This is a genomic window from Streptomyces sp. NPDC006259 (assembly GCF_042870975.1).
Classification (GTDB): Bacteria; Actinomycetota; Actinomycetes; order Streptomycetales; family Streptomycetaceae; genus Streptomyces.
Map to the genome: position 1 here is coordinate 867,707 of NZ_JBIAHY010000004.1, position 20,142 is coordinate 887,848.

A 20,142-nucleotide genomic window follows, 5' to 3' on the forward strand; every position below is an offset into this window, starting at 1 on the left:
GGCGCCCGCACCGGCGGGCGCCCGGATCGGCACCGTGGGGAGAGCGGGCAGCCCCCGGGCCCGGCACCCTCGGGGCCGCTCCCCGGGCCACGCCCCGCTCGCCGTGTGCCTCGCGGCGGCGGACGCGCCGGCCCCGGTCACGGCGGGGGCGGGGACGGGGCCGGGCGGGTGAGGTGAGCGGATGGCCGGATTCAGTCGTCGTCGCCGGTCTTGTCCTGGCCGTCGTCGTCACGGTCCGCCGTGAGCTTGGCGTCGGTCAGCGCGACGTTCCAGTCACGCTCCTCGGCCGACGAGCCGTCGGTCTCCACGCCCCAGGCGCCGGCACCGTCGTCGTCCAGGTCGACCGAGGTGACGAAGCCCTTGGTGGCGGCCTTCTCGGCGGCCTCGGCGGCGGTGACGCCGGCGCCCTTGAGCAGGGCGCGGGCCTCGCGGACGTCGTCGGCATCGTCGGTGGAGGTCTGCGTGCCGAGGACGCGGCCCGTCGCCGGGTCGACGAGGACCTCGTAGGAGGTCGTGCCGGTGCCCAGGATCTCGACCTGCCAGCCGCGGTCGTCGTCGCCGGCCTCCGTGTCGAGGTCGGCGGAGACGGCCGTGCCCGGACGGGACTTCAGCGCCGCCCCGATCGCCTCGGCCGCGGTGACCTCGGCGGAGCCGGGTGCCCCGGCCGCCGGGCGCGCGGTCCGCACGTCCGCCGTCGTACCGGGTGCGTCCTCGTCCGCGAAGGCGGCCGCGGTGCCGCCGCCGATGGCGACGGAGGCGACGACGGCGGCGATGACGAGCTTGCGCTTCATGGGGGTTCCTCCCGCTGTGTGCTGCTTCGGTCTGGTGGCTTCTGTCTCGTCGCTCCGGTCGCGTCCGGTTCCGGTGGCATCCGCATCGGCTGCGTCCGCTTCCGGTGGTGTCCGCTTCGGTGGCGACGGGGACCACGCTGCCCGAGCCGAGCTGAAGGCACGCTGAAGCAACCTGAAGACCGCTTCAGCTTCGGTTTGCGACCCTGGTCCGCATGCGCCTGTTGATCGTCGAGGACGAGAAGCGCCTCGCCCTCTCCCTCGCCAAGGGTCTGACCGCCGAGGGCTTCGCCGTGGACGTCGTGCACGACGGCCTGGAGGGGCTGCACCGCGCGAGCGAGTCGCCGTACGACCTGCTCGTCCTCGACATCATGCTGCCGGGCATGAACGGCTACCGGGTCTGCTCCGCCCTGCGCGCCGCCGGGAACGACGTCCCGATCCTCATGCTCACCGCCAAGGACGGCGAGTACGACGAGGCGGAGGGCCTCGACACGGGCGCGGACGACTACCTCACCAAACCGTTCTCGTACGTCGTCCTGGTGGCCCGGGTGAAGGCCCTGCTGCGGCGTCGCGGACAGGGTGCCGGGGCCTCCCCGGTGCATGTGCTCGGCGAGCTGAGAGTGGACACCGCGGCCCGCCGGGTGTTCCTGCGCGACGACGAGGCGACGCTCACCGCCAAGGAGTTCGCCGTCCTGGAGCAGCTGGTGGTGCGGGCCGGACAGGTGGTGTCGAAGGCAGACATCCTCGACCACGTCTGGGACTTCGCCTACGACGGCGACCCCAACATCGTGGAGGTGTACGTCAGCGCGCTGCGCCGCAAGCTGGGCGCCGGGCTCATCCGCACGGTCCGCGGCGCCGGATACCGGCTGGAGCGGGCGGAGGCGGACCGATGAGACGCCGTCTCGGGTCCGTCCGGGCCCGCGCCACCCTGGGAGCCACACTCGTCGTCGCCGTGGCACTGCTGGCCGCCGGGACGGCCGTCCTGCTGTCGCTGTGGACCGACCTGAGCGGCCAGGCCGGCACCCGGGCGGAGCGCACCGCGCGCGAGGTCGCCGCCGAACTCGCCGCCGGACAGCCCTACGGCGAGCTGTCGCTCGACGACGACGACCGCCCCGTCCAGGTCGTCACCGAGGACGCGACCCTGGTCGCGGTCAGCGAGCACCTGGAGCGGATCAGCGGGACGGGAACGGACGCGGTGCGCCCGGCGACCGCCCCCGCCGCCCCCGCGGATGACGACGGGGAAGCCGACGACGACTCCGCCGGGACCTCCGTGCTCCGGCCGGGCGAGATCGGCGAGGACCCCTCCTACAGCGACGGCTCCGCCACCGTGGACGGCGACAGCGCCGACTACCGCTTCGCCGCCGTGGAGGTCGAGACGGAGGACCGCGGCACCCTCACCGTGTACGCGGGCGCGCCCCTGTCCACCGAGCGCACCGCCGTGCGCACCGCGCTCACCGTCATGCTGATCGGCTTCCCGCTGCTGCTGGCCGTCGTCGCGGGCGTGACCTGGCTGATGACCCGGCGGGCACTGCGCCCGGTCGAGGGGATCCGGCGCGAGATGGCCGCGATCACCGCCTCCGCGGACCTCGCCCGCCGGGTGCCCGAGCCGGACACCCACGACGAGGTCGCCCGGCTCGCCCGCACCACGAACGAGACGCTGGCCGCGCTGGAGACCGCCGTGGAGCGGCAGCGCCGGTTCGTCGCCGACGCCTCCCACGAACTGCGCAGCCCCATCGCCTCGCTGCGCACCCAGCTGGAGGTGGGCGCCGCGCATCCGGAGCTGCTGGACGTCCCGGGCGCCGTCGAGGACACCGTACGGCTCCAGCGGCTGGCCGCCGACCTGTTGCTGCTGGCCCGGCTCGACGCGGGGGAGCGGCCCGCGGACGCGCGGGTCGACCTGGCGGCGCTGGCGCGGGAGGAGTCGGGCGGCCGGAGCCGGGTGACCGTGGACGCGGAGCCGGCGGAGGTGTCCGGATCCGGGGGGCAGTTGCGACGGGTGTTGGCCAACCTGCTCGACAACGCGGAGCGGCACGCCCGCGAGACGGTCGCGGTGACCGTGCGGAGGGAGGGGCGGTGGGCCGTCGTCGCGGTCGCCGACGACGGGGACGGCGTGCCCGAGGCGGACCGGGAACGGGTCTTCGAGCGGTTCGTCCGGCTGGACGCGGCCCGCAGCCGCGACGACGGCGGGGCGGGGCTCGGCCTGGCCATCGCCCGCGACGTGGCCGTACGCCACGGCGGCACCCTCACGGTCGGTGGGACGCCGGAAGGCGGAGCCGTGTTCCGGCTCCGCCTTCCGGCGCTCTGATCGTTTCTGCTCGCTCCGACCGCTCCGACCGCTTCGGCCGCTCGGGTCCGGCCTTCGGTCCGGCGGCTTCGGTTCGGCCGCTCGGGTCGGGACCGCTTACGGGCGTCCCCGCTGTTCGCGGAGGTGGTCCGCGATCGGGGTCAGGGCCTTGTCGAGTTCCGCCAAGGCCTCGGGGGAGAGGAGGTCGATGAAGTGCCGACGCACGGACGCCACATGATGGGGCGCGACCTTCCGCATCGTCTCCATGCCGTGCTCGGTGAGGACCGCGTACAGACCGCGGCGGTCGGACTCGCAGTTCTCACGGCGCACCAGGTGGGCGTTCTCCATGCGGGTGATCTGGTGCGAGAGGCGGCTCTTGGACTGCAGGGTGGCGGACGCGAGGTCGCTCATCCGCATCCGGACGTCCTCCGACTCGGAGAGGTTCACCAGGATCTCGTAGTCGTTCATGGTCAGCCCGAACGGCTGGAGATCCTTCTCGAGCTGGTACGTCAACAGCCTGTTGACCTCCAGGTGGGTGCGCCAGGCGCACTGCTCCGCTTCGGTCAGCCAGCGCGTGGCCGTTTCGGTCTCCATAAATGAAGTCTACCTAAAATGTTGAAAGGCGAACTAGTAAGGGTGGTGTGACAGTGCGCACGCGTTCGACGTCACACTCCGCAGACTACCGCTCACAGCCCGAAGCGACGCTGGAGGTCTCCCAGCTGTCCGGGAAGGCGCGGTGCGCCCGCCTGGCCTCCGAACCCGCCCGCCCCGCCGCCGCCGGGCACCCCCGGCTCCTGCGGAACCGCCCCCGTGGCCTGCTCGGCCATGAGGGTCTCGGTGGACTGGAGCAGCACCGTGCCGGCGCCCACGAACTCGAACTGGTGCTCCTCCCCGGAAGCCCCGCCCAGGCCTGTCAGCGCACGTAGACCGCCCATCAGACCTGTCATGTACCCGTGGTCGTAGTGATGGCACGGGGACGGGCAGTCGGCCCAGCCGACGAGCGCCTGCGGGTCCACCCGGATGGGGGGTTCCATGAACACCACCGGGCCGTTAGATGCGGCGACGAACTTCCCGGTTCCGATCAGTGTCAGAAAACCCGGAACGATCGACTGCTTCAGTGCCAGGGTTGGCTGAAAAGCGAGCAGATTGCCCGAGCGAATGGTCAGGTTGCCGTCTTCCAGGTCGTACGAATTCACGTCGAAGGCCCGGTCGGCGAGGAGCATCCTGCCCGAACCCTCCGCCACGACCCAGTCGCTCGCGTGCAGAGGCGAATGGAACGACGTGCGCACCAGACGGTCCAGTCGGCCGTGTCCGATGCCGTTGAAGTCGATCGATCCGTAGTAGGCGATCATCTTCCCCTTCTGCAGGAACCACTGGCTCCCCTTCAACTCCACGCAGAAGGTGTACGCGTTCACGTTGTCGTCGACCGGCAGGGTGGTCGGGTCGAACACGGTGGGGCCGGTGCCCGGGTAGGTGGTCACAGCTTCTCCTCCGACGCCTGGACGTACACCGTGCCGTTGCCGCTCAGCTCCAGCTGGAACGCCTCGCCGGAGCCCCGCCCCACCATGTCCCGCCAGCCCAGCGCGGTCGACAGTTTGTTGCGGACCTCGCCGTGGTGGGCGACGTAGGCCTGCGGGTCGACGTGGACCGGGCGCTGCGGGGTGATCGGGACCTCGAAGACGCCGCCGTGGGCCATCACGGCGACCGAGCCGTGGCCCTTGAGCGTCGTGGTGAACAGGCCCTGGCCGCTGATCTGGCCGCGCACCATGCCCATGACGCCGCCCTGGGAGCCCATGAACATGGTGCCCTGCTGGAGGGTGCCGTCGAAGGCGAGGAGGCGGTCCGCCTCGACGTGGAGCGTCTCGCCGGTGAGGCTGATGATCTGGACGTGGTGGCCGCCGTGTCCGAACAGGACCGTGCCGCTGCCCTCGACGGACATCAGGGGCGTGTCCTCGTTCGCCATGCGGCGGCCGATCATCGACATCACACCACCCTGGCCGCCCTGCATGTTCGGGGTGAAGGAGACCTCGCCCTTGTAGGCGAGCATCGCGCCGCGCTGACTGAACAGGCGCTGGCCGGGCAGCACGGTCGCCTCGACCATCTTGGAGTTGATCTCACGGAAGGGCATGTCAGACGTCCCCCGCGATCGTGTTCCGCTCGCTGGGCTGGACGTACACCAGGCCGTCCCCCTCGAAGCGGATCTGGAAGGCCTCGCCGCCGCCCTCGCCCATCAGCGTGCGGAACGTCACACCGGACTGGAAGGACTGCCGGACGTTGCCCTGGTGGGCGACGTACGCCCCCGGGTCCACGGTCAGCGGGAACTGCGGGCTCACCCGGAGCACCACCGCCGGCCCGTCCGAGGTGATGGCCGCCTGGCCGTGTCCCTCGACGGTCGTGGTGAACAGCCCGTTGCCCTGGGAGGCGCCGCGCAGCCCGGTGAACGACGTGCCCGTCCGCAGCCCCGCGTCGGTCGCGAGCAGATTGCTCGACTCCACGTACAGCGTGTCCCCCTGGAGATTCACGAGGTTGATCTCGGAGGCACGGTCCGCGAACCAGCAGATCCCCTGCCCCCTCACCTCCATCACGGTCATCTGCTCGCCGGTGAGTCGCCGGGTCACCATGCCCCGCAGTCCCTCGCCGCCGCCGCTCATCTTCTTGAAGGCCATCTGCCCGTCGTACGCGACCATCGAGCCGTTCTTCGCCTTGACGGCGTCTCCGGTCATGTCGACGGCGAGCACCTTGCTGCCTTGGAGTCGAAACATCGCCACGCTGCGAAGGTAACCTTTGGGGCGCCGCGCCGACAGGGCTCTCGGGTGGAGATCACCCCTGAACGGTCCCGTAGGGGACCGCCGGCCGCGGCTGGGCCTGCCCGGTGCCGCGGTGTGCCGCCGGGTGCCGCCCGCGCCGCGCCCGCACACCCCCGCCCCGCCCGGCCCGCACACCCCCCGACCCGCTGCCCGCTCGGCCCGTTTGCCACAATGGACGAACGCTTGTGCGTGCGTTCACAAACGGACCGGATCAGCAACGTATCTCCCACCGAAGGTGACCCGTGGACCTCAAGACAGCCTCCGCCCTCCGCCGCCTGCGCCTGGTCTCCGCCCCCGAGGCGGTGTCGTTCCTGCTGCTGCTCGTCTGCTCGGTGCTCAAGCGCACCACGGACTTCAACGCGGTGCCGGTGATGGGCATGGTCCACGGCGTGCTGTTCGTGCTGTACGTGATCTTCTGGGCGGACGCCTGGAACCGCGCCAGGTGGTCCCTGGGGACCGCCGTCCTCTACTTCGTCCTCTCGGTCCTGCCCACCGGCGGCTTCTTCGCCGAGCGCAGGCTCCGCCGTGAGGCCGAGGACGCGGTCATCGCCTCCCGCGCCCGGCGCGAGGGCGTGGTGAAGGCGTCGTGATCGTCGCCTTCTCCGTCACACCGCTCGGCGTCGGCGAGGACGTCGGGGAGTACGTCGCCGACGCGGTCCGCGTGGTCCGCGAGTCCGGCCTGCCGAACCGCACCGACGCCATGTTCACGTCCGTCGAGGGCGACTGGGACGAGGTCATGGACGTCGTCAAGCGGGCCGTCGCCGCCGTGGAGGCCCGGGCGCCGCGCGTCTCCCTGGTCCTCAAGGCCGACCTCCGCCCCGGCGTGACGGACGGCCTGACCTCCAAGGTGGAGACGGTGGAGCGGCATCTGGCGCCGCGGGAGGACTGAGCGAGGGGAGCGGCCGGGAGGACGGGGTCCCTCAGCGTTTCCCCGACGCCCGCCGCAGGTACTGCTGCACGGCCCGCCGGGCCACCGGTCCCAGCTCCTCCAGCGCGCCCACCAACAGGCCGAGCTGTTCCAGCGCGTCCAGCGCCGACGCGGCGCCCGCGCCGTCGACCCCCTCGTACAGCTCGATGCCGACGAACGAGGCGGCGACGGCGCGGGCCAGTCCGGCGGGATCCGTGAACTCGCCGAACGGCGTGTCCGCGAGCACCCGGTCGAGCACCTGCTCGACCTCCACGATCCACAGGTCGAGCCCCGCCGCGGTGGCGGGGCCGAGCGTCGCGTGGGTCCGGGCGCCGGCCAGCAGCTGGCTCAGCAGCATGACCTGGCCCCCGGCCCGTTCCCGCTCGTGGATCTCCCGCCCGAGGGCGAGCAGTTCCGACAGCGAGGCGACCGTCGCGAAGCGGTCCCGGTAGCGCGACACCGACCGCTCCGCGCCGTACCGGCAGGCCGCCGCGAGCAGTTCGTCCACCGAGCCGAAGTGGTAGAAGACCAGGGCCTGGTTGACCCCGGCGGCCGCCGCGACCGTGCGGGCGGACGTCTTGGCGATGCCCTGCTCGGTGAGCGTGCGCAGGGCGCCGTCCAGCAGCTTCGCCTTCGTCTCCTGGGACTTCGCGGTCTCGGTCGAGGTCATCGCGGATCCTCCAGGGTCCGGGGGAGCGGGGACGCGCACGCGCGGACCGGTGGGGTGCGCAGGCAGCGGCGGGCGGCCGGGGTGCGGGCGAGGGGCGGCACCAGCAGCGCCAGGCACACCACGAGACTCAGCAGCAGCGGGAGCAGGTAGGCCGTCGACGCCGCGAACGGCCCCAGGAGGCGCAGGAACGACTCCCAGCCGAGGCCCGCGCAGGCGACGGTGGCGGCGACGACGCGGACGGTCACCTCCGCGAGCCAGTTGCGCAGCGCCCGCTCCGGCGTGATGCCCCGCTCCAGCCACAGCCGCAGCCGGTCGAGGGACCAGGCCGTGGCCCAGCCCGTGAGCGGGCGGAACACCAGCCGGTCGGCGAGCGCGCCGAAGACGCCCCAGCGGGGCCGGTAGTCGCAGCCGGCGAGGAAGCGGACGCCGTCGCCGTCGGGGACGTAACGCCAGTGGCGGCTGCCCTCGGCCGGCAGCGAGAGCCTGTGCGCGGAGGTGTAGCGCAGGGCGGAGGTGCGGGTGCCGTCGGGGGGCCGGCGTTCGCCCGTCGGAACGCCGGTGCCGGTGACCGTCAGGAACGGCAGCACGCGCGTGGCGTACCGCAAGCGCTGCGGCTCGCCCTCCGCGCGCGGGAGGTGGGCGATCTCGCTGAAGCGCAGGTCCCAGCGCTGCTGCTGGGCGGGGTCCTGGGTGCGGGTCCACAGGTCGTCCAGATCGGCGCGGATGCGCGCCTCGACACAGATGCGCAGGTGAATCCCCCCGGATCGGACGGGTGTTTGAGCGATCGCTCAAGCACTCCAGGGGGGAAAGGTACACGCGTTTGAGCGATCGCTCAATCGGGTGACCCCGGACGGGGTTACGGGCCGTACCGGATGGCTAACCTCTTCCGGGGGTCGATCAAGTCCCGTCCGGCGGACGGGCATTCACACGGAGGCGAAGTGGCAGCGCGGCGCGGGCCGGTACGGGTGGGCGGCAGGGCGACGGCGGCGGCCGTGGGGAAGGTGGTCGCGGTCGCGGTGACGGTCCTCTCGCTGGCCGCCTCGGGCGGCGCGACGGCGCCTCCGCGCGCGGGGGCCGGCGACTGCGCGCTCGCCCCGGGTGCGCTGACCCTCGACGACCTGCCGGCCGGGTCCTCCGTGCTCGACTGCGCGGCCGTCGGCCGCCTGGTCACCCATGCCGGAGCCGGTGTCACCGTCCCCGACCCCGGCATGAAGGTGAGCGTCGACGCCCTCACGGTGGACGGCTCCCTGCACGGCTTCACCCTGGCGGTCGCCGCCGACGGCACGGTCTCCTACGACCTGACCGACACGACCCCGCACACGACGGCCGCGAGCCACGGCCACGTGCCGGGCTCCGCCCCGCGTTCGGTCCGTGCGCCGGACTCCGCCGCGAGCGATGGCCACGTGCCGGGCTCCGCCCCGGAGCACGCCCCTGTGTCGGGCTCCGCCCCGGAGCGCGCCCCCGCGTCGGGCTCCGCCCCCGGCCGGGCCCGTGCCGCGTGTGTCGACGGGGCGTATGCCACCGCCGGTCACAAGGAGTACGACACCTACGAGTGGTTCCTCGGCGACGGCACCCTGCCCGCGGACCTCGCCGCCGGGGACGCCCGTCGCGCCTTCGAGGACGCCATCGGCACCATCACGGCCAGCCGCAACGACTGCGGCTTCGACGACACGGTCACCGCGAAGGCCCGGTTCCTGTCCCGGACCGGCAACGAGGCCGACATCGACCGCGACGCCCGCTGCATGGCGCGCGACGGCATGAGCGTCTGGGACGCCGGGGACCTCAGCGGCGGGGTCGTCGCCACGACCTGCTCCTGGAGCCGGGCCGTGTCCGGCGGGCCCGACGAACTGCGCGAGGCGGACGTCCGCTTCAACACCCACGACCACGCCTTCACCGACCGCCCCACCGACACCTGCTCCCACACCTACGACCTCCGCAGCGTCGCCACCCATGAGGCCGGCCACGTCTTCGGCCTGGCCCACGTGGGCCAGGGCCACGAGAGCCAGACCATGTTCACCAACTCCTTCGCCTGCTCCACCGCCGCCCGCACCCTGGGCCGCGGTGACGTCCTCGGCCTGCGCGCCCTGTACTGAAGGCGCCACCGGGCGGACGGAAGGGCCTGGGCCGACCGAGGGTCGAGACGAGGCTGACCGCGATATGACCGACGGGTAGGGTCTGGTGCCGTGCCGAAGCCGCCCAGCCTTCCCTTCGACCCCATCGCCCGCGCCGACGAACTCTGGAAGCGCCGCTGGGGAAGCGTGCCCTCCATGGCCGCGATCACCTCGATCATGCGCGCCCACCAGATCCTCCTCGCCGAGGTGGACGCGGTGGTCAAGCCGTACGGGCTGACCTTCGCGCGCTACGAGGCCCTGGTGCTGCTCACCTTCTCCAAGGAGGGGGAACTGACCATGTCGAAGATCGGCGAGCGGCTCCAGGTGCACCCCACCTCCGTGACCAACACCGTCGACCGCCTGGTGAAGTCGGGCCTGGTCGCCAAGCGCCCCAACCCCAACGACGGCCGCGGCACCCTCGCCACCATCACCGACAAGGGCCGCGAGGTCGTCGAGGCGGCCACCCGCGACCTGATGGCCATGGACTTCGGCCTCGGCGTGTACGACGCGGAGGAATGCTCGGAGATCTTCGCGATGCTGCGCCCGCTGCGGGTGGCGGCACAGGACTTCGACGAGGAGTGAGGCCACCGGGTTCCCCGACCGTCAACGAACCGGCCGGTGGCTCCCCCTTGGCGGTGGTCGCCCGGCGGGTGACTCGCTTAGACCGGCCGGACCGGACCTTCCTGCTGCGATGCTGTCGGCCGATCATCGTTCGGACGCCGGGACTCCGGCTCCGCCGGCAGCGAGGAATCCTGTTGTGTCACCTTTTCGCCAGTGGGTCCGTGGCGGCCTGACCGTCGCGAGCGCGGTGGTTCTGGCCGCCGCCGTGACGCTGGGGACGACCGGGACGGCGCACGCCAGTGCCACGGGATCCAGCCCCATCGGCACCTTCGACCACGACGTGCGCGGGGTGGGCGTCCGAGTGCCCGTCGGCTGCTTCCTGACCCACACGATCAAGGGCTCGGGCAGACGCGTCACGAGCGAGTTCGCGGGAGTCGACTGCGCGGGGCTCGCGGCCACCTTCACCAGGTTCTGCAACTGGAGGATCGACTTCTCCTACGCCGACACCGACAACAGGTCGTACCGAACCTCGCGCGGGTCCACCCACCCGGAGTGCAAGGGGGACCCGCTGCGGCGCGCCCGGCCGCAGACGCTGCCGGCCTATGGCAAGGCGTGCGCCAAGTTCTTCGTGAACGGCAAGCTCCGCGCCGTGCAGTGCCACTACATCACGAGGTGAGAGCCGCTTCCGCGGCCGGCTCCGGCCCCCCTGGGGTCAGGCCGTGGCGGGTGTCGGAGTGGTGTCCTTCTCGATCATGGGCTGGACCTCGCGGGTCACCCGGCGCTCCACGAAGAAGGCCGCGGTCGGGACGGTGCCGGCGAGCAGGACCCACAGGAGCCGCCCGACCGGCATCTTCGCCTTGTTGCCGAGATCGAAGGCGAAGACGAGGTAGAGCACGTACAGCCAGCCGTGGGCGATGCCGACCCCGGTGACGAAGGCGTCGAACCCGTCCAGGTTCAGCAGGCGCTTGCCGATCACGCCCACCGTCAGCAGGATCAGCAGGACGGCGGTGACATAAGCCATCACCCGGTACCGGGTCAGGACGTTCTTCTTCATGGCGTCGAGCGTAACGGGTGCTCCCAGGTGTCCTACGCGCGTGTCCTGACCTGCATCACTAGTCATTTACTAGGACGTCCAAGTAAATTCGTGGGTATGGACGCTGACGCCATCGAGGAAGGCCGCCGTCGCTGGCAGGCCCGGTACGACGCCGCGCGCAAGCGCGACGCAGACTTCACCACGCTCTCCGGCGATCCCGTGGAGCCGGTGTACGGGCCCCGGCCCGGCGACACCTACGAGGGTTTCGAGCGGATCGGCTGGCCCGGTGAGTACCCCTACACCCGAGGGCTGTACCCGACCGGTTACCGCGGGCGCACCTGGACCATCCGGCAGTTCGCCGGGTTCGGGAACGCCGAGCAGACCAACGAGCGCTACAAGATGATCCTCGCCAACGGCGGCGGGGGCCTCTCCGTCGCCTTCGACATGCCGACGCTGATGGGCCGCGACTCCGACGACCCGCGTTCGCTCGGCGAGGTCGGGCACTGCGGGGTCGCCATCGACTCCGCCGCCGACATGGAGGTCCTCTTCAAGGACATCCCCCTCGGCTCCGTGACGACCTCGATGACCATCAGCGGACCGGCCGTACCGGTCTTCTGCATGTACCTGGTCGCCGCCGAACGGCAGGGCGTGGACCCGGCCGTCCTCAACGGCACCCTCCAGACCGACATCTTCAAGGAGTACATCGCGCAGAAGGAGTGGCTGTTCCAGCCCGAGCCCCATCTGCGCCTCATCGGCGACCTCATGGAGTACTGCGCCGCCGGGATCCCCGACTACAAGCCGCTCTCCGTCTCCGGCTACCACATCCGCGAGGCCGGCTCGACGGCCGCGCAGGAGCTGGCGTACACACTGGCGGACGGCTTCGGGTACGTGGAGCTGGGGCTGAGCCGCGGACTGGACGTGGACGTGTTCGCCCCCGGCCTCTCCTTCTTCTTCGACGCGCACCTCGACTTCTTCGAGGAGATCGCCAAGTTCCGTGCCGCGCGCCGGATCTGGGCCCGGTGGATGCGGGACGTGTACGGGGCCAGGTCCGAGAAGGCCCAGTGGCTGCGGTTCCACACGCAGACCGCCGGCGTCTCCCTGACCGCCCAGCAGCCGTACAACAACGTGGTGCGTACGGCCGTGGAGGCGCTCGCCGCCGTCCTCGGCGGGACCAACTCGCTGCACACCAACGCGCTGGACGAAACCCTCGCGCTGCCCTCCGAGCGGGCCGCCGAGATCGCGTTGCGCACGCAGCAGGTGCTGATGGAGGAGACCGGGGTCGCCAACGTCGCCGACCCGCTGGGCGGTTCCTGGTACGTCGAGCAGCTGACCGACCGGATCGAGGCCGACGCCGAGAAGATCTTCGAGCAGATCAAGGAGCGGGGGCTGCGCGCGCACCCCGACGGACGCCACCCCATCGGGCCCGTCACGTCCGGGATCCTGCGCGGGATCGAGGACGGGTGGTTCACCGGGGAGATCGCCGAGTCCGCGTTCCGGTACCAGCAGTCGCTGGAGAAGGGCGAGAAGCGGGTCGTCGGCGTCAATGCGCACACCGGGTCGGTGACCGGGGACCTGGAGATCCTGCGGGTCTCCCACGAGGTGGAGCGGGATCAGGTCAGGGAGCTGGGCGAGCGGCGGACGGCACGGGACGACGCGGCCGTTCGCGCCGCCCTCGACGCCATGCTGGCCGCCGCCCGGGACGGGTCCAACATGATCGGGCCGATGGTGGAGGCGGTGCGGGCGGAGGCGACGCTCGGGGAGATCTGCGGAGTGCTGCGGGAGGAGTGGGGGGTGTATACGGAACCGGCGGGCTTCTAGGGGCGCTTTCCGGGCGGGCCTCCAGGTCGGGTTCCAGGGTTGGTTGGGTCGGTTCCAGGTGGGGGCGGGTCCGGGTGGTGGGCGGCCGGGGTGTTTCCTCTCCCTGCCGCCCCTTTCCGTTCCGCTTCCCCTCCGGGCCCGCGTGCCCCGTCCCCGTCCGACGTCCCCGTGCCCCGTCCGACGGCTCCGTCTCCCGTCCCTCGCTGCCGCCCTACGTTCGCGCGCCGCCTTACGTTCGCGCGCCGCCCTACGTCCGCGCGCCGCCCTACGTCCGCGCCGCCCTACGCCCCCGCTTCGGCCCGGGAGGCCTTGTCCTCGAACTGCCCCTGAGGCTGACCCCCGGACGGGCCGGTGGCTGCTGCCGCCAGGCCGTTGAGCAGCACCCGGGTGAGGTCTCGTACCCATTCCTCGTCCGCCGGTTCCGCGCTGACCAGGGTGCGGTGGACCACGGCGCCCGCGACCATGTCGAAGATCAGGTCGACCGTGCGGGCCGCCTCCGTCGGGTCCGTCTCCGGGGGGAGTTCGCCTCGCGTCTGCGCGCGGGCCCGGCCCTCCAGGACCAGTTCCTTCTGGGGATCGACGATGGACGCGCGGATACGCGCCCGCAGGGCGTCGTCCCGGATGGACTCCGCGACCACCGCCATCAGGCCACTTTTGGCCTCCGGGCGGGCGAGGATCGCCGCGAACTGGAGGACGACGCCCTCGATGTCGGCGGCCAGGCTGCCCCGGTCGGGGAGTTCGAGTTCGTCGAAGAGTTCCGCGACCGCGTCCACGACCAGTTCGTTCTTGCCCGACCAGCGGCGGTAGAGCGTCGTCTTGGCCACGCCCGCCCTGGTCGCCACGTCCCCCAGCGTCAGCTTGGACCAGCCCAGTTCCACCAGCGCCTGGCGGGTCGCGGCCAGGATCGCCGCGTCGGCGGCGGCGCTGCGCGGACGTCCGCCACGGCCGGCGGGGGTGCGGCTCTGCATCCTTCGACCATAACCGGCCGGTTCTGATCGGTCGTGAGGGAGATCACCGGGGTGGGGCGGCGGGAAGGGCCCCCGCGGTATTACGCTACGACTCGTAGCGAAAGCTCGTGAACGGACGTACACGAGTCGCGGCCGGACGGCGTGGGGTGGGGACCCGGCGCTGTTTTCGGATCGCTTTTCACGCACACGCGCCGACGGGGGAGGATAGACGCATGCAGCCACGGAACATGTCCATGAGCGGAGTCGTCGACCTCGCCGCGGTGAAGGCGGCCCAGGAGGCCAAGGCGAAGGCGGAGCAGGCTCGGGCCGAAGCCGCCCGGCAGGGCGGGGTGGGGGCGGTGTCGCCCGCGGACCTCGTCATCGACGTCGATGAGGCCGGGTTCGAGCGGGACGTCATCCAGCGGTCCGCCGAGGTGCCGGTCGTCATCGACTTCTGGGCCGAGTGGTGCGAGCCGTGCAAGCAGCTCAGCCCGGTGCTGGAGCGGCTCGCCGTCGAGTACGACGGGCGCTTCCTGCTCGCCAAGATCGACGTCGACGCCAACCAGATGCTGATGCAGCAGTTCGGGGTGCAGGGCATCCCGGCCGTCTTCGCCGTCGTCGCGGGGCAGGCGCTGCCCCTCTTCCAGGGAGCCGCCGGCGAGACGCAGATCCGCCAGACCCTCGACCAACTGGTGCAGGTCGCCGAGCAGCGCTTCGGTCTGACCGGTCTCACCGTCGATCCCCAGGCCGACCCCGGCGAGCGCGCCGAGGTCGTCGAGCCGTCGGTCGGCCCGTACGACGCCCTGTTGGAGGCCGCCGTAGGAGCGCTGGACGCGGGTGACTTCGGCGGGGCGGTGCGCGCGTACCAGAACGTGCTGGCCGACGACCCCGGCAACACGGAGGCCAAACTGGGCCTCGCGCAGGCCGAGTTGCTGCACCGGGTGCAGGACATGGACCCGCAGCAGGTGCGCAAGGACGCCGCCGAGAAGCCGGGGGACGCGCGGGCGCAGATCGCCGCCGCCGACCTCGATCTGGTGGGCGGGCACGTCGAGGACGCCTTCGGGCGGCTCATCGACACGGTGGCCCGCACGGCCGGCGACGAGCGGGACGCCGCACGGCTGCGGCTGCTCGAACTCTTCGAGGTGGTCGGGCCCGACGATCCGCGGGTGACCGCGGCGCGCAGGGCGCTGGCGCGCGCCCTGTTCTGACGGGGCGAGAGCCCCGGTTCTGACCAGTCGCTAAACGTCGGAGCCGGTGGTGCTCGAGGGGAAGTTCTGCCGGCACGGTTCCGTTGCGGCCGCGTTTTACCAAATCTTGGTAATCGCGGCCGCTGTTACTGGTAGTAAGCCAGAACCGTTGTTCTGTCGGTTTCTGTCCAGCGATCAATAGTTTTGTCCTGGGCATGGTTGCCACCGAGCGTCGTCGGCCGAGACCTGTGGGTCGTTGTTCGGTTATCCGGCCGTTACTAGCGAGTAACGAACCCCCTTGTGCGGGCGCCGAGAATGCACCACGATCGGCCACGCTCGGTCCATTCCCGTACCCCGACAGCCGGTTGGGTCAACGGATTTTCCTGGGTCCCCACCGAGCAGGGACGACGCCAGTGGCGTCGGCTCTTGGGCAGGGGGGTCTTCGCCACGGCGAAGCCTGTCCAGCAAGGTTGTGCGTGATGCGTGTCAGGTGCGACCAGTGGTTGTCGCTCGGGGGTGATCGCCGGTGATTCGGGCGCGGTTCGCGCCTCCGAGTACGGGCGCTCCCCTTCCCGAGGACGTAGCACTTCTCCCATCCCTGCCCGGCTGAGCCGCCGTTCCGGGGGCTAGTCAGGGCCAGGAGATGTACGTCCGAGAAGGAGGAAATATGGAGTCCCAGGTGCGTGGCGGGACCAGATGGAAGCGGTTCGCTGTGGTCATGGTGCCCAGCGTCGCCGCCACGGCGTGTATAGGTGTCGCCCTCGCGCAGGGTGCCCTCGCCGCGTCGTTCAGCGTTTCGGGTCAGTCGTTCAAGGTCACCGCGGACAAGCTCGTCGGTACGGGCTTCTCGCAGTACGGCGCGATCGACTCGGGCTACACCCTCGACGGCAAGAAGACGGCTCACCCCGTCGCCGTCTCCGGGTTCAAGAGCGCGTCGATCACGAACATGTGCCAGTCCGTGGTCACGCCGAACATCCCGCTGCTCGGCTCGGTCAGCCTCACGCTGAAGGCCGGCGGTGGCGACACCCCGGTCCAGGCCGAGAACCTCTTCATCGACGTCGAGAACCTCGAGGCCGATGCGACGTTCAAGAACATCGACATCGGTGTGGCCGCCAAGGACCTGAAGAAGGGTCCGGGCATCAAGGACGGCGACACCGCGAACCCGTTCGGGTTCGCGCAGGAGGCCGAATCGGCCACGCTGGTCGGCGTGAAGCAGACGGCGTGGGCCACCACGGCCGGAACCTTCAAGCTCAGCGGCCTGAAGATGTCGCTGTCGACGGGTGTCAAGGAGTGCTACTAAGCACTCCCTGACGGGCGGGGGGGCCGGTGGCGCCCCCGCCCGTCCAGTCTCACCCGTCCGGACCGCAGCTCCCGCCCCGCGGTGAGCGCCGGTCCCCGCAAGCAGGACCACCACCACAGCAACGCCGCACCAGGGAGCTGTTTTCCATGAGCGCCGAGACCCCTGCCGACCCCGGCCAGTTCGACCGCCGGAGGCAGCAGTTCCGCGCCTGGCGGGGCACGAGGCCGTTCTGGGCCGGCCTGTTCGTTCTGATCAGCGGGCTCCCCATCGCCTACTTCCCGTACGCGCATCTCCAGATCGGTCATCTGACGCTGGCGATGGCGACCACCGCCGGCGCCGGCTCGCTCATCATCGGTGTGCTGCTGGTGGTGCTGGGCATCAGCCTGTGGTTCCAGAAGCACGTACGGGTCTTCGCGGGCGTCGCGGCGATCCTGCTGGGACTCGTCTCGATCCCGGTGTCCAACCTCGGCGGTTTCCTCATCGGCTTCTTCCTCGCCCTGATCGGCGGAGCGATGGCCGTGTCCTGGGCGCCGGGACCGCCGCCCGCGGAGCAGGCGCCGGAGCACGGGCCGGGCACGGGCACCACGCCCGCGGCCGGCTATCCGGAGGGCCTCGGAGCCGCCCCGGCGGGCGGGCCCACCGCGAACCCGTACAGCACGGGTCCGGCCTTCACCAAGGACGACGTCGGCGGCACGGACGAGCCGAACGAACTGTCAGGAACGAGCCCGGCGAACGGGGCGAACGGGAGGCACAGTGCCGGCTGACGAGGTGACCACCGGGAGCGATGTGGACGCTGCCCGCGTGAGAACCGGGCCGCGCCACGCGGCACCCAAGAAGCCGCTGCTCACCAGGCTCCACATGCCGGCCGGCAAGGCGATAGCCCTGGCGGCCATGCCGACGGCGGTCCTCATGGGCATGGGGTTCACACCGACCCTCGCCAACGCCGAGGACCAGCCGGCGTCCAAGAGCCTCACCATCGACGAGTACAAGGACTGCGTCGCGGCCCTGGAGGACTCGGAGAGCCCCTCCGCGTCGCCCACGCCGTCCGCCTCGGCAAGCGCGAGCGAGTCCGCGGACGACGCGAAGGACGACTCGGACGCCGGGTCCGGGTCCGGTTCCGGGTCCGGGGACGATTCCCAGGACGAGCAGACCGGCGGCGCTTCGGGTTCCTCCGGCGGCACGAGCGGCTCGGGTGACTCCACGTCGCCGGATTCAGGTTCCGGCGAAGCGGACGAGCCCGCCCCCGCGGCCTCGTCGGCGGTGTCCGAGCCGCAGAAGTCCGACACCGGCACCGCGACGGCCGGTCCCTCGCCGTCCGAGACCGACAAGAACCTGCTGGAGACGATCGGCGACACGATCACCGATCTGTTCGACGGCAAGGACGCCGCGGAGACGGCCACCGCGAGCCCGACCCCGTCGGCCTCCGAGTCCGCCTCGACGGGCACCGGCGGCTCCACGGACACGGGTTCCGGCTCGTCCGGCTCCGCCGAGGACGACGCCGCCAAGGACGACTCCGGCAAGGGCGCCACGGGGAAGGACACCACGGACGCCCTCACCGACGCCGTGAAGGACACCGCCGACAAGGCGGACGACACGGCCCAGGACACCGGCGACAAGGCGGCGGAGACGGCCGCGGACGCCACCGCCTCGCCGAGCCCGTCCGAGAGCGCCACGACGGACGTCGACGACTGCCCGGTCGCCACCGAGGACGAGAGCGGCATCGACAACAAGACGCCGCTGCCGGACGACCCGTGGTACCTCAACGCCAGCTCGCTGCTCCTCAAGGGCGCCGACTACCAGGGCATCGTCGAGGTGAAGACGGCCAACGGCACCAAGAAGAAGGTCCTGAAGTACGTCATCTCCGAGGGCACCGACATAGGGGACCTGCACCAGACGGTCGACGACAAGCAGGCGGGCGTGACGTACCACGTCCAGGCCGGCTCGGGCACGACGTCGACGATCCGCAACGGCGACACGATCATGTACACCGAGAGCATCTCGGGGAACCTGTTCGGCCTGATACCGGTGACGTTCGACCCGGAGAACCCGCCTCCGCTGAACATCCCGCTGATCTACTTCACCAAGGCGAAGGTCGTGCAGGCCGGCCAGTTCGGCGGCGACCTCCACATACCGGGGATGCACCTCTACAACACCAAGTAGGCATCCCCCGCAGTCCCGTCCGGGAGCCGCACCAAGGCACTGAGGGCGCCCCCTTCCCAGGGGGCGCCCTCAGTGCCGTACGGTGTCCGCCGCCGCGGGTCAGCCGCGGACGTCCTCGCCCAGGTGGTGGACGCGGACCATGTTGGTGGTGCCGGGGACGCCGGGGGGCGAGCCGGCGGTGATGACCACGATCTCCCCCGGGTTGAAGCGGTTGAGCTTGATGATCTCCTGGTCCACCAGGTCGACCATCTCGTCGGTGCTGTTCACGAACGGCACGACGTGCGACTCGACGCCCCAGCTGAGCGTCAGCTGGTTGCGGGTGCCCTCGTCGGTGGTGAAGGCGATGATCGGCTGGGTCGCGCGGTAGCGCGAAAGACGGCGGGCGGTGTCGCCGGACTGGGTGAAGGCCACCAGGCCCCGGCCGCCGAGGAAGTCGGCGATCTCACACGCGGCACGGGCGATCGAACCGCCCTGGGTACGCGGCTTCTTGCCCGGCACGAGCGGCTGGAGGCCCTTGGAGAGCAGCTCCGTCTCGGCCGCGGTGACGATCTTCGACATCGTCTTCACGGTCTCGATCGGGTACGCGCCCACGCTCGACTCGGCGGACAGCATGACCGCGTCCGCGCCGTCCAGGATCGCGTTGGCCACGTCGGAGGCCTCGGCGCGGGTGGGACGGGAGTTGGTGATCATCGACTCCATCATCTGGGTCGCCACGATCACCGGCTTGGCGTTGCGGCGGCACAGCTCGATGAGCCGCTTCTGCACCATGGGGACCTTCTCGAGCGGGTACTCGACAGCCAGGTCCCCACGGGCGACCATCACACCGTCGAACGCCATCACGACGTCCTCCATGTTCTCCACCGCCTGCGGCTTCTCCACCTTGGCGATGACGGGGACGCGGCGGCCCTCCTCGTCCATGACGCGGTGCACGTCCTGGACGTCCTTGGCGTCGCGGACGAAGGACAGCGCGACCAGGTCGGCGCCCATGCGCAGCGCGAACCGCAGGTCCTCGATGTCCTTCTCGCTCAGCGCGGGCACGTTGACGGCCGTGCCGGGCAGGTTGATGCCCTTGTGGTCGGAGATGACGCCGCCCTCGATGACGATCGTCTTCACCCGCGGGCCCTCGACGTCCAGGACCTTCAGCTCGACGTTGCCGTCGTTGATCAGGACCTGGTCGCCGCGGGAGACGTCGCCGGGCAGACCCTTGTAGGTGGTGCCGCAGATCGTCTTGTCGCCGGGCACGTCCTCGGTGGTGATGGTGAACTCGTCACCGCGCACCAGCTCGACCGGACCCTCGGCGAAGGTCTCGAGGCGGATCTTCGGGCCCTGGAGGTCGGCGAGGACACCGATGGCCCGGCCGGTCTCCTTGGCGGCGGCCCGGACGCGGTCGTACCGGCCCTGGTGCTCGGCGTGCGAGCCGTGGCTGAAGTTGAAGCGGGCCACGTTCATGCCGGCTTCGATCAGCGACACGAGCATTTCGTGGGAGTCGACCGCGGGGCCGAGAGTACAGACGATTTTCGAACGGCGCATGGGGCGATCCTATCGGTTTGTTTCGCTGCGGAATATTCC

The 20,142-nt window shown here is 71.2% G+C and carries 22 protein-coding genes; 12 read left to right on the forward strand and 10 right to left on the reverse strand.

Translation table 11 applies throughout. From position 1 onward, the window contains the following. Positions 1-191: 191 nt before the first annotated feature. Positions 192-791: a PepSY domain-containing protein gene (locus tag ACFYO5_RS20495; protein ID WP_388710317.1), complete on the reverse strand. Its 600-nt coding sequence runs from the start codon at positions 789-791 to the stop codon at positions 192-194. Positions 792-1,003: 212 nt separating this feature from the next. Here ACFYO5_RS20495 and ACFYO5_RS20500 point away from each other — a divergent pair, with 212 nt between their 5' ends. Both ACFYO5_RS20500 and ACFYO5_RS20505 read left to right on the forward strand, forming a co-directional pair. Beyond that, entirely contained in the window at positions 1,004-1,681 is a 678-nt protein-coding gene (locus ACFYO5_RS20500) for a response regulator transcription factor (protein ID WP_388710319.1), read from the forward strand. Further along, on the forward strand, positions 1,678-3,093 hold the full coding sequence (locus tag ACFYO5_RS20505) for an ATP-binding protein (protein ID WP_388710321.1): 1,416 nt from the start codon (positions 1,678-1,680) through the stop codon (positions 3,091-3,093). Before ACFYO5_RS20500 ends, ACFYO5_RS20505 begins: the two co-directional genes overlap by 4 nt. A gap of 96 nt (positions 3,094-3,189) precedes the next feature. On the opposite strand, the gene ACFYO5_RS20510 is transcribed toward ACFYO5_RS20505, so the two are convergent. The 4 genes from ACFYO5_RS20510 to ACFYO5_RS20525 all read right to left on the reverse strand — a co-directional run bounded on the left by ACFYO5_RS20510 (position 3,190) and on the right by ACFYO5_RS20525 (position 5,834). Further along, entirely contained in the window at positions 3,190-3,666 is a 477-nt protein-coding gene (locus ACFYO5_RS20510; protein ID WP_356567541.1) for a MarR family transcriptional regulator, read from the reverse strand. Positions 3,667-3,758: 92 nt separating this feature from the next. Beyond that, positions 3,759-4,553 (reverse strand): AIM24 family protein, encoded by a 795-nt coding sequence (locus ACFYO5_RS20515; protein ID WP_388710324.1) that lies wholly within the window; start codon positions 4,551-4,553, stop codon positions 3,759-3,761. Then, the gene (locus ACFYO5_RS20520) at positions 4,550-5,200 is read right to left on the reverse strand and encodes an AIM24 family protein (RefSeq protein ID WP_388710326.1); all 651 of its coding nucleotides are present in this window, start codon (positions 5,198-5,200) and stop codon (positions 4,550-4,552) included. The genes ACFYO5_RS20515 and ACFYO5_RS20520 overlap by 4 nt, the downstream gene beginning before the upstream one ends. A 1-nt stretch (position 5,201) precedes the next feature. After that, positions 5,202-5,834: an AIM24 family protein gene (locus ACFYO5_RS20525; RefSeq protein ID WP_388710452.1), complete on the reverse strand. Its 633-nt coding sequence runs from the start codon at positions 5,832-5,834 to the stop codon at positions 5,202-5,204. A gap of 287 nt (positions 5,835-6,121) precedes the next feature. Between ACFYO5_RS20525 and ACFYO5_RS20530 the strand changes: the two genes are divergently transcribed. Continuing rightward, complete coding sequence (locus ACFYO5_RS20530; RefSeq protein WP_356567535.1) at positions 6,122-6,469, forward strand: DUF3817 domain-containing protein; 348 nt, start codon at positions 6,122-6,124, stop codon at positions 6,467-6,469. After that, positions 6,466-6,768, forward strand: a complete 303-nt coding sequence (locus tag ACFYO5_RS20535; protein ID WP_356567533.1) for an MTH1187 family thiamine-binding protein — start codon at positions 6,466-6,468, stop codon at positions 6,766-6,768. Before ACFYO5_RS20530 ends, ACFYO5_RS20535 begins: the two co-directional genes overlap by 4 nt. Positions 6,769-6,799: 31 nt before the next feature. Here the strand turns inward: ACFYO5_RS20535 and ACFYO5_RS20540 are convergent, their stop codons facing one another. Both ACFYO5_RS20540 and ACFYO5_RS20545 read right to left on the reverse strand, forming a co-directional pair. Next, entirely contained in the window at positions 6,800-7,456 is a 657-nt protein-coding gene (locus tag ACFYO5_RS20540; protein ID WP_388710329.1) for a TetR/AcrR family transcriptional regulator, read from the reverse strand. Further along, the gene (locus ACFYO5_RS20545) at positions 7,453-8,205 is read right to left on the reverse strand and encodes a hypothetical protein (protein WP_388710454.1); all 753 of its coding nucleotides are present in this window, start codon (positions 8,203-8,205) and stop codon (positions 7,453-7,455) included. Before ACFYO5_RS20545 ends, ACFYO5_RS20540 begins: the two co-directional genes overlap by 4 nt. A gap of 189 nt (positions 8,206-8,394) precedes the next feature. Here ACFYO5_RS20545 and ACFYO5_RS20550 point away from each other — a divergent pair, with 189 nt between their 5' ends. From ACFYO5_RS20550 to ACFYO5_RS20560, 3 genes are all read left to right on the forward strand, one after another. Further along, a complete protein-coding gene (locus ACFYO5_RS20550) occupies positions 8,395-9,549 on the forward strand; it encodes a matrixin family metalloprotease (RefSeq protein WP_388710331.1) in 1,155 nt (384 codons plus the stop codon). Positions 9,550-9,639: 90 nt separating this feature from the next. Continuing rightward, on the forward strand, positions 9,640-10,149 hold the full coding sequence (locus ACFYO5_RS20555) for a MarR family transcriptional regulator (protein ID WP_356567527.1): 510 nt from the start codon (positions 9,640-9,642) through the stop codon (positions 10,147-10,149). Between the two features lie 175 nt (positions 10,150-10,324). Then, positions 10,325-10,804, forward strand: coding sequence for a hypothetical protein (locus ACFYO5_RS20560; protein ID WP_388710333.1), 480 nt, complete (start codon positions 10,325-10,327; stop codon positions 10,802-10,804). A gap of 36 nt (positions 10,805-10,840) precedes the next feature. On the opposite strand, the gene ACFYO5_RS20565 is transcribed toward ACFYO5_RS20560, so the two are convergent. After that, positions 10,841-11,182 carry a DUF3817 domain-containing protein gene (locus tag ACFYO5_RS20565; RefSeq protein ID WP_356567523.1) on the reverse strand — a complete coding sequence of 114 codons (342 nt, stop codon included), beginning with the start codon at positions 11,180-11,182 and terminating at the stop codon, positions 10,841-10,843. 96 nt (positions 11,183-11,278) lie between these two features. On the opposite strand from ACFYO5_RS20565, the gene ACFYO5_RS20570 reads away from it, so the two are divergent. Further along, positions 11,279-12,979 (forward strand): methylmalonyl-CoA mutase, encoded by a 1,701-nt coding sequence (locus ACFYO5_RS20570; protein WP_388710336.1) that lies wholly within the window; start codon positions 11,279-11,281, stop codon positions 12,977-12,979. 281 nt (positions 12,980-13,260) lie between these two features. Here the strand turns inward: ACFYO5_RS20570 and ACFYO5_RS20575 are convergent, their stop codons facing one another. Then, on the reverse strand, positions 13,261-13,947 hold the full coding sequence (locus ACFYO5_RS20575) for a TetR/AcrR family transcriptional regulator (protein ID WP_388710338.1): 687 nt from the start codon (positions 13,945-13,947) through the stop codon (positions 13,261-13,263). A gap of 212 nt (positions 13,948-14,159) precedes the next feature. On the opposite strand from ACFYO5_RS20575, the gene ACFYO5_RS20580 reads away from it, so the two are divergent. The 4 genes from ACFYO5_RS20580 to ACFYO5_RS20595 all read left to right on the forward strand — a co-directional run bounded on the left by ACFYO5_RS20580 (position 14,160) and on the right by ACFYO5_RS20595 (position 18,573). After that, a complete protein-coding gene (locus ACFYO5_RS20580; protein ID WP_388710340.1) occupies positions 14,160-15,134 on the forward strand; it encodes a tetratricopeptide repeat protein in 975 nt (324 codons plus the stop codon). 646 nt (positions 15,135-15,780) lie between these two features. Next, positions 15,781-16,413 carry a DUF6230 family protein gene (locus tag ACFYO5_RS20585; protein ID WP_356567515.1) on the forward strand — a complete coding sequence of 211 codons (633 nt, stop codon included), beginning with the start codon at positions 15,781-15,783 and terminating at the stop codon, positions 16,411-16,413. Positions 16,414-16,559: 146 nt separating this feature from the next. Next, positions 16,560-17,177 carry a DUF6114 domain-containing protein gene (locus ACFYO5_RS20590; protein ID WP_356567513.1) on the forward strand — a complete coding sequence of 206 codons (618 nt, stop codon included), beginning with the start codon at positions 16,560-16,562 and terminating at the stop codon, positions 17,175-17,177. Then, positions 17,167-18,573 (forward strand): hypothetical protein, encoded by a 1,407-nt coding sequence (locus tag ACFYO5_RS20595; protein WP_388710343.1) that lies wholly within the window; start codon positions 17,167-17,169, stop codon positions 18,571-18,573. The genes ACFYO5_RS20590 and ACFYO5_RS20595 overlap by 11 nt, the downstream gene beginning before the upstream one ends. Before the next feature lie 99 nt (positions 18,574-18,672). Here ACFYO5_RS20595 and pyk read toward each other — a convergent pair whose 3' ends face one another. Next, positions 18,673-20,103 carry a pyruvate kinase gene (pyk, locus tag ACFYO5_RS20600; RefSeq protein WP_356567509.1) on the reverse strand — a complete coding sequence of 477 codons (1,431 nt, stop codon included), beginning with the start codon at positions 20,101-20,103 and terminating at the stop codon, positions 18,673-18,675. Positions 20,104-20,142: the final 39 nt, after the last annotated feature.

What these genes read in the sequence shown, in the direction of transcription:
- ACFYO5_RS20505 (WP_388710321.1), top strand. Translation starts at nt 1,678, where the DNA reads ATGAGACGCCGTCTCGGGTCCGTCCGGGCCCGCGCCACCCTGGGAGCC.
- ACFYO5_RS20565 (WP_356567523.1), bottom strand. Translation starts at nt 11,182, where the DNA reads ATGAAGAAGAACGTCCTGACCCGGTACCGGGTGATGGCTTATGTCACC.
- ACFYO5_RS20520 (WP_388710326.1), bottom strand. Translation starts at nt 5,200, where the DNA reads ATGCCCTTCCGTGAGATCAACTCCAAGATGGTCGAGGCGACCGTGCTG.
- ACFYO5_RS20510 (WP_356567541.1), bottom strand. Translation starts at nt 3,666, where the DNA reads ATGGAGACCGAAACGGCCACGCGCTGGCTGACCGAAGCGGAGCAGTGC.
- ACFYO5_RS20580 (WP_388710340.1), top strand. Translation starts at nt 14,160, where the DNA reads ATGCAGCCACGGAACATGTCCATGAGCGGAGTCGTCGACCTCGCCGCG.
- ACFYO5_RS20590 (WP_356567513.1), top strand. Translation starts at nt 16,560, where the DNA reads ATGAGCGCCGAGACCCCTGCCGACCCCGGCCAGTTCGACCGCCGGAGG.
- ACFYO5_RS20500 (WP_388710319.1), top strand. Translation starts at nt 1,004, where the DNA reads ATGCGCCTGTTGATCGTCGAGGACGAGAAGCGCCTCGCCCTCTCCCTC.
- ACFYO5_RS20570 (WP_388710336.1), top strand. Translation starts at nt 11,279, where the DNA reads ATGGACGCTGACGCCATCGAGGAAGGCCGCCGTCGCTGGCAGGCCCGG.
- ACFYO5_RS20575 (WP_388710338.1), bottom strand. Translation starts at nt 13,947, where the DNA reads ATGCAGAGCCGCACCCCCGCCGGCCGTGGCGGACGTCCGCGCAGCGCC.
- ACFYO5_RS20540 (WP_388710329.1), bottom strand. Translation starts at nt 7,456, where the DNA reads ATGACCTCGACCGAGACCGCGAAGTCCCAGGAGACGAAGGCGAAGCTG.
- ACFYO5_RS20495 (WP_388710317.1), bottom strand. Translation starts at nt 791, where the DNA reads ATGAAGCGCAAGCTCGTCATCGCCGCCGTCGTCGCCTCCGTCGCCATC.
- pyk (WP_356567509.1), bottom strand. Translation starts at nt 20,103, where the DNA reads ATGCGCCGTTCGAAAATCGTCTGTACTCTCGGCCCCGCGGTCGACTCC.
- ACFYO5_RS20525 (WP_388710452.1), bottom strand. Translation starts at nt 5,834, where the DNA reads ATGTTTCGACTCCAAGGCAGCAAGGTGCTCGCCGTCGACATGACCGGA.
- ACFYO5_RS20585 (WP_356567515.1), top strand. Translation starts at nt 15,781, where the DNA reads ATGGAGTCCCAGGTGCGTGGCGGGACCAGATGGAAGCGGTTCGCTGTG.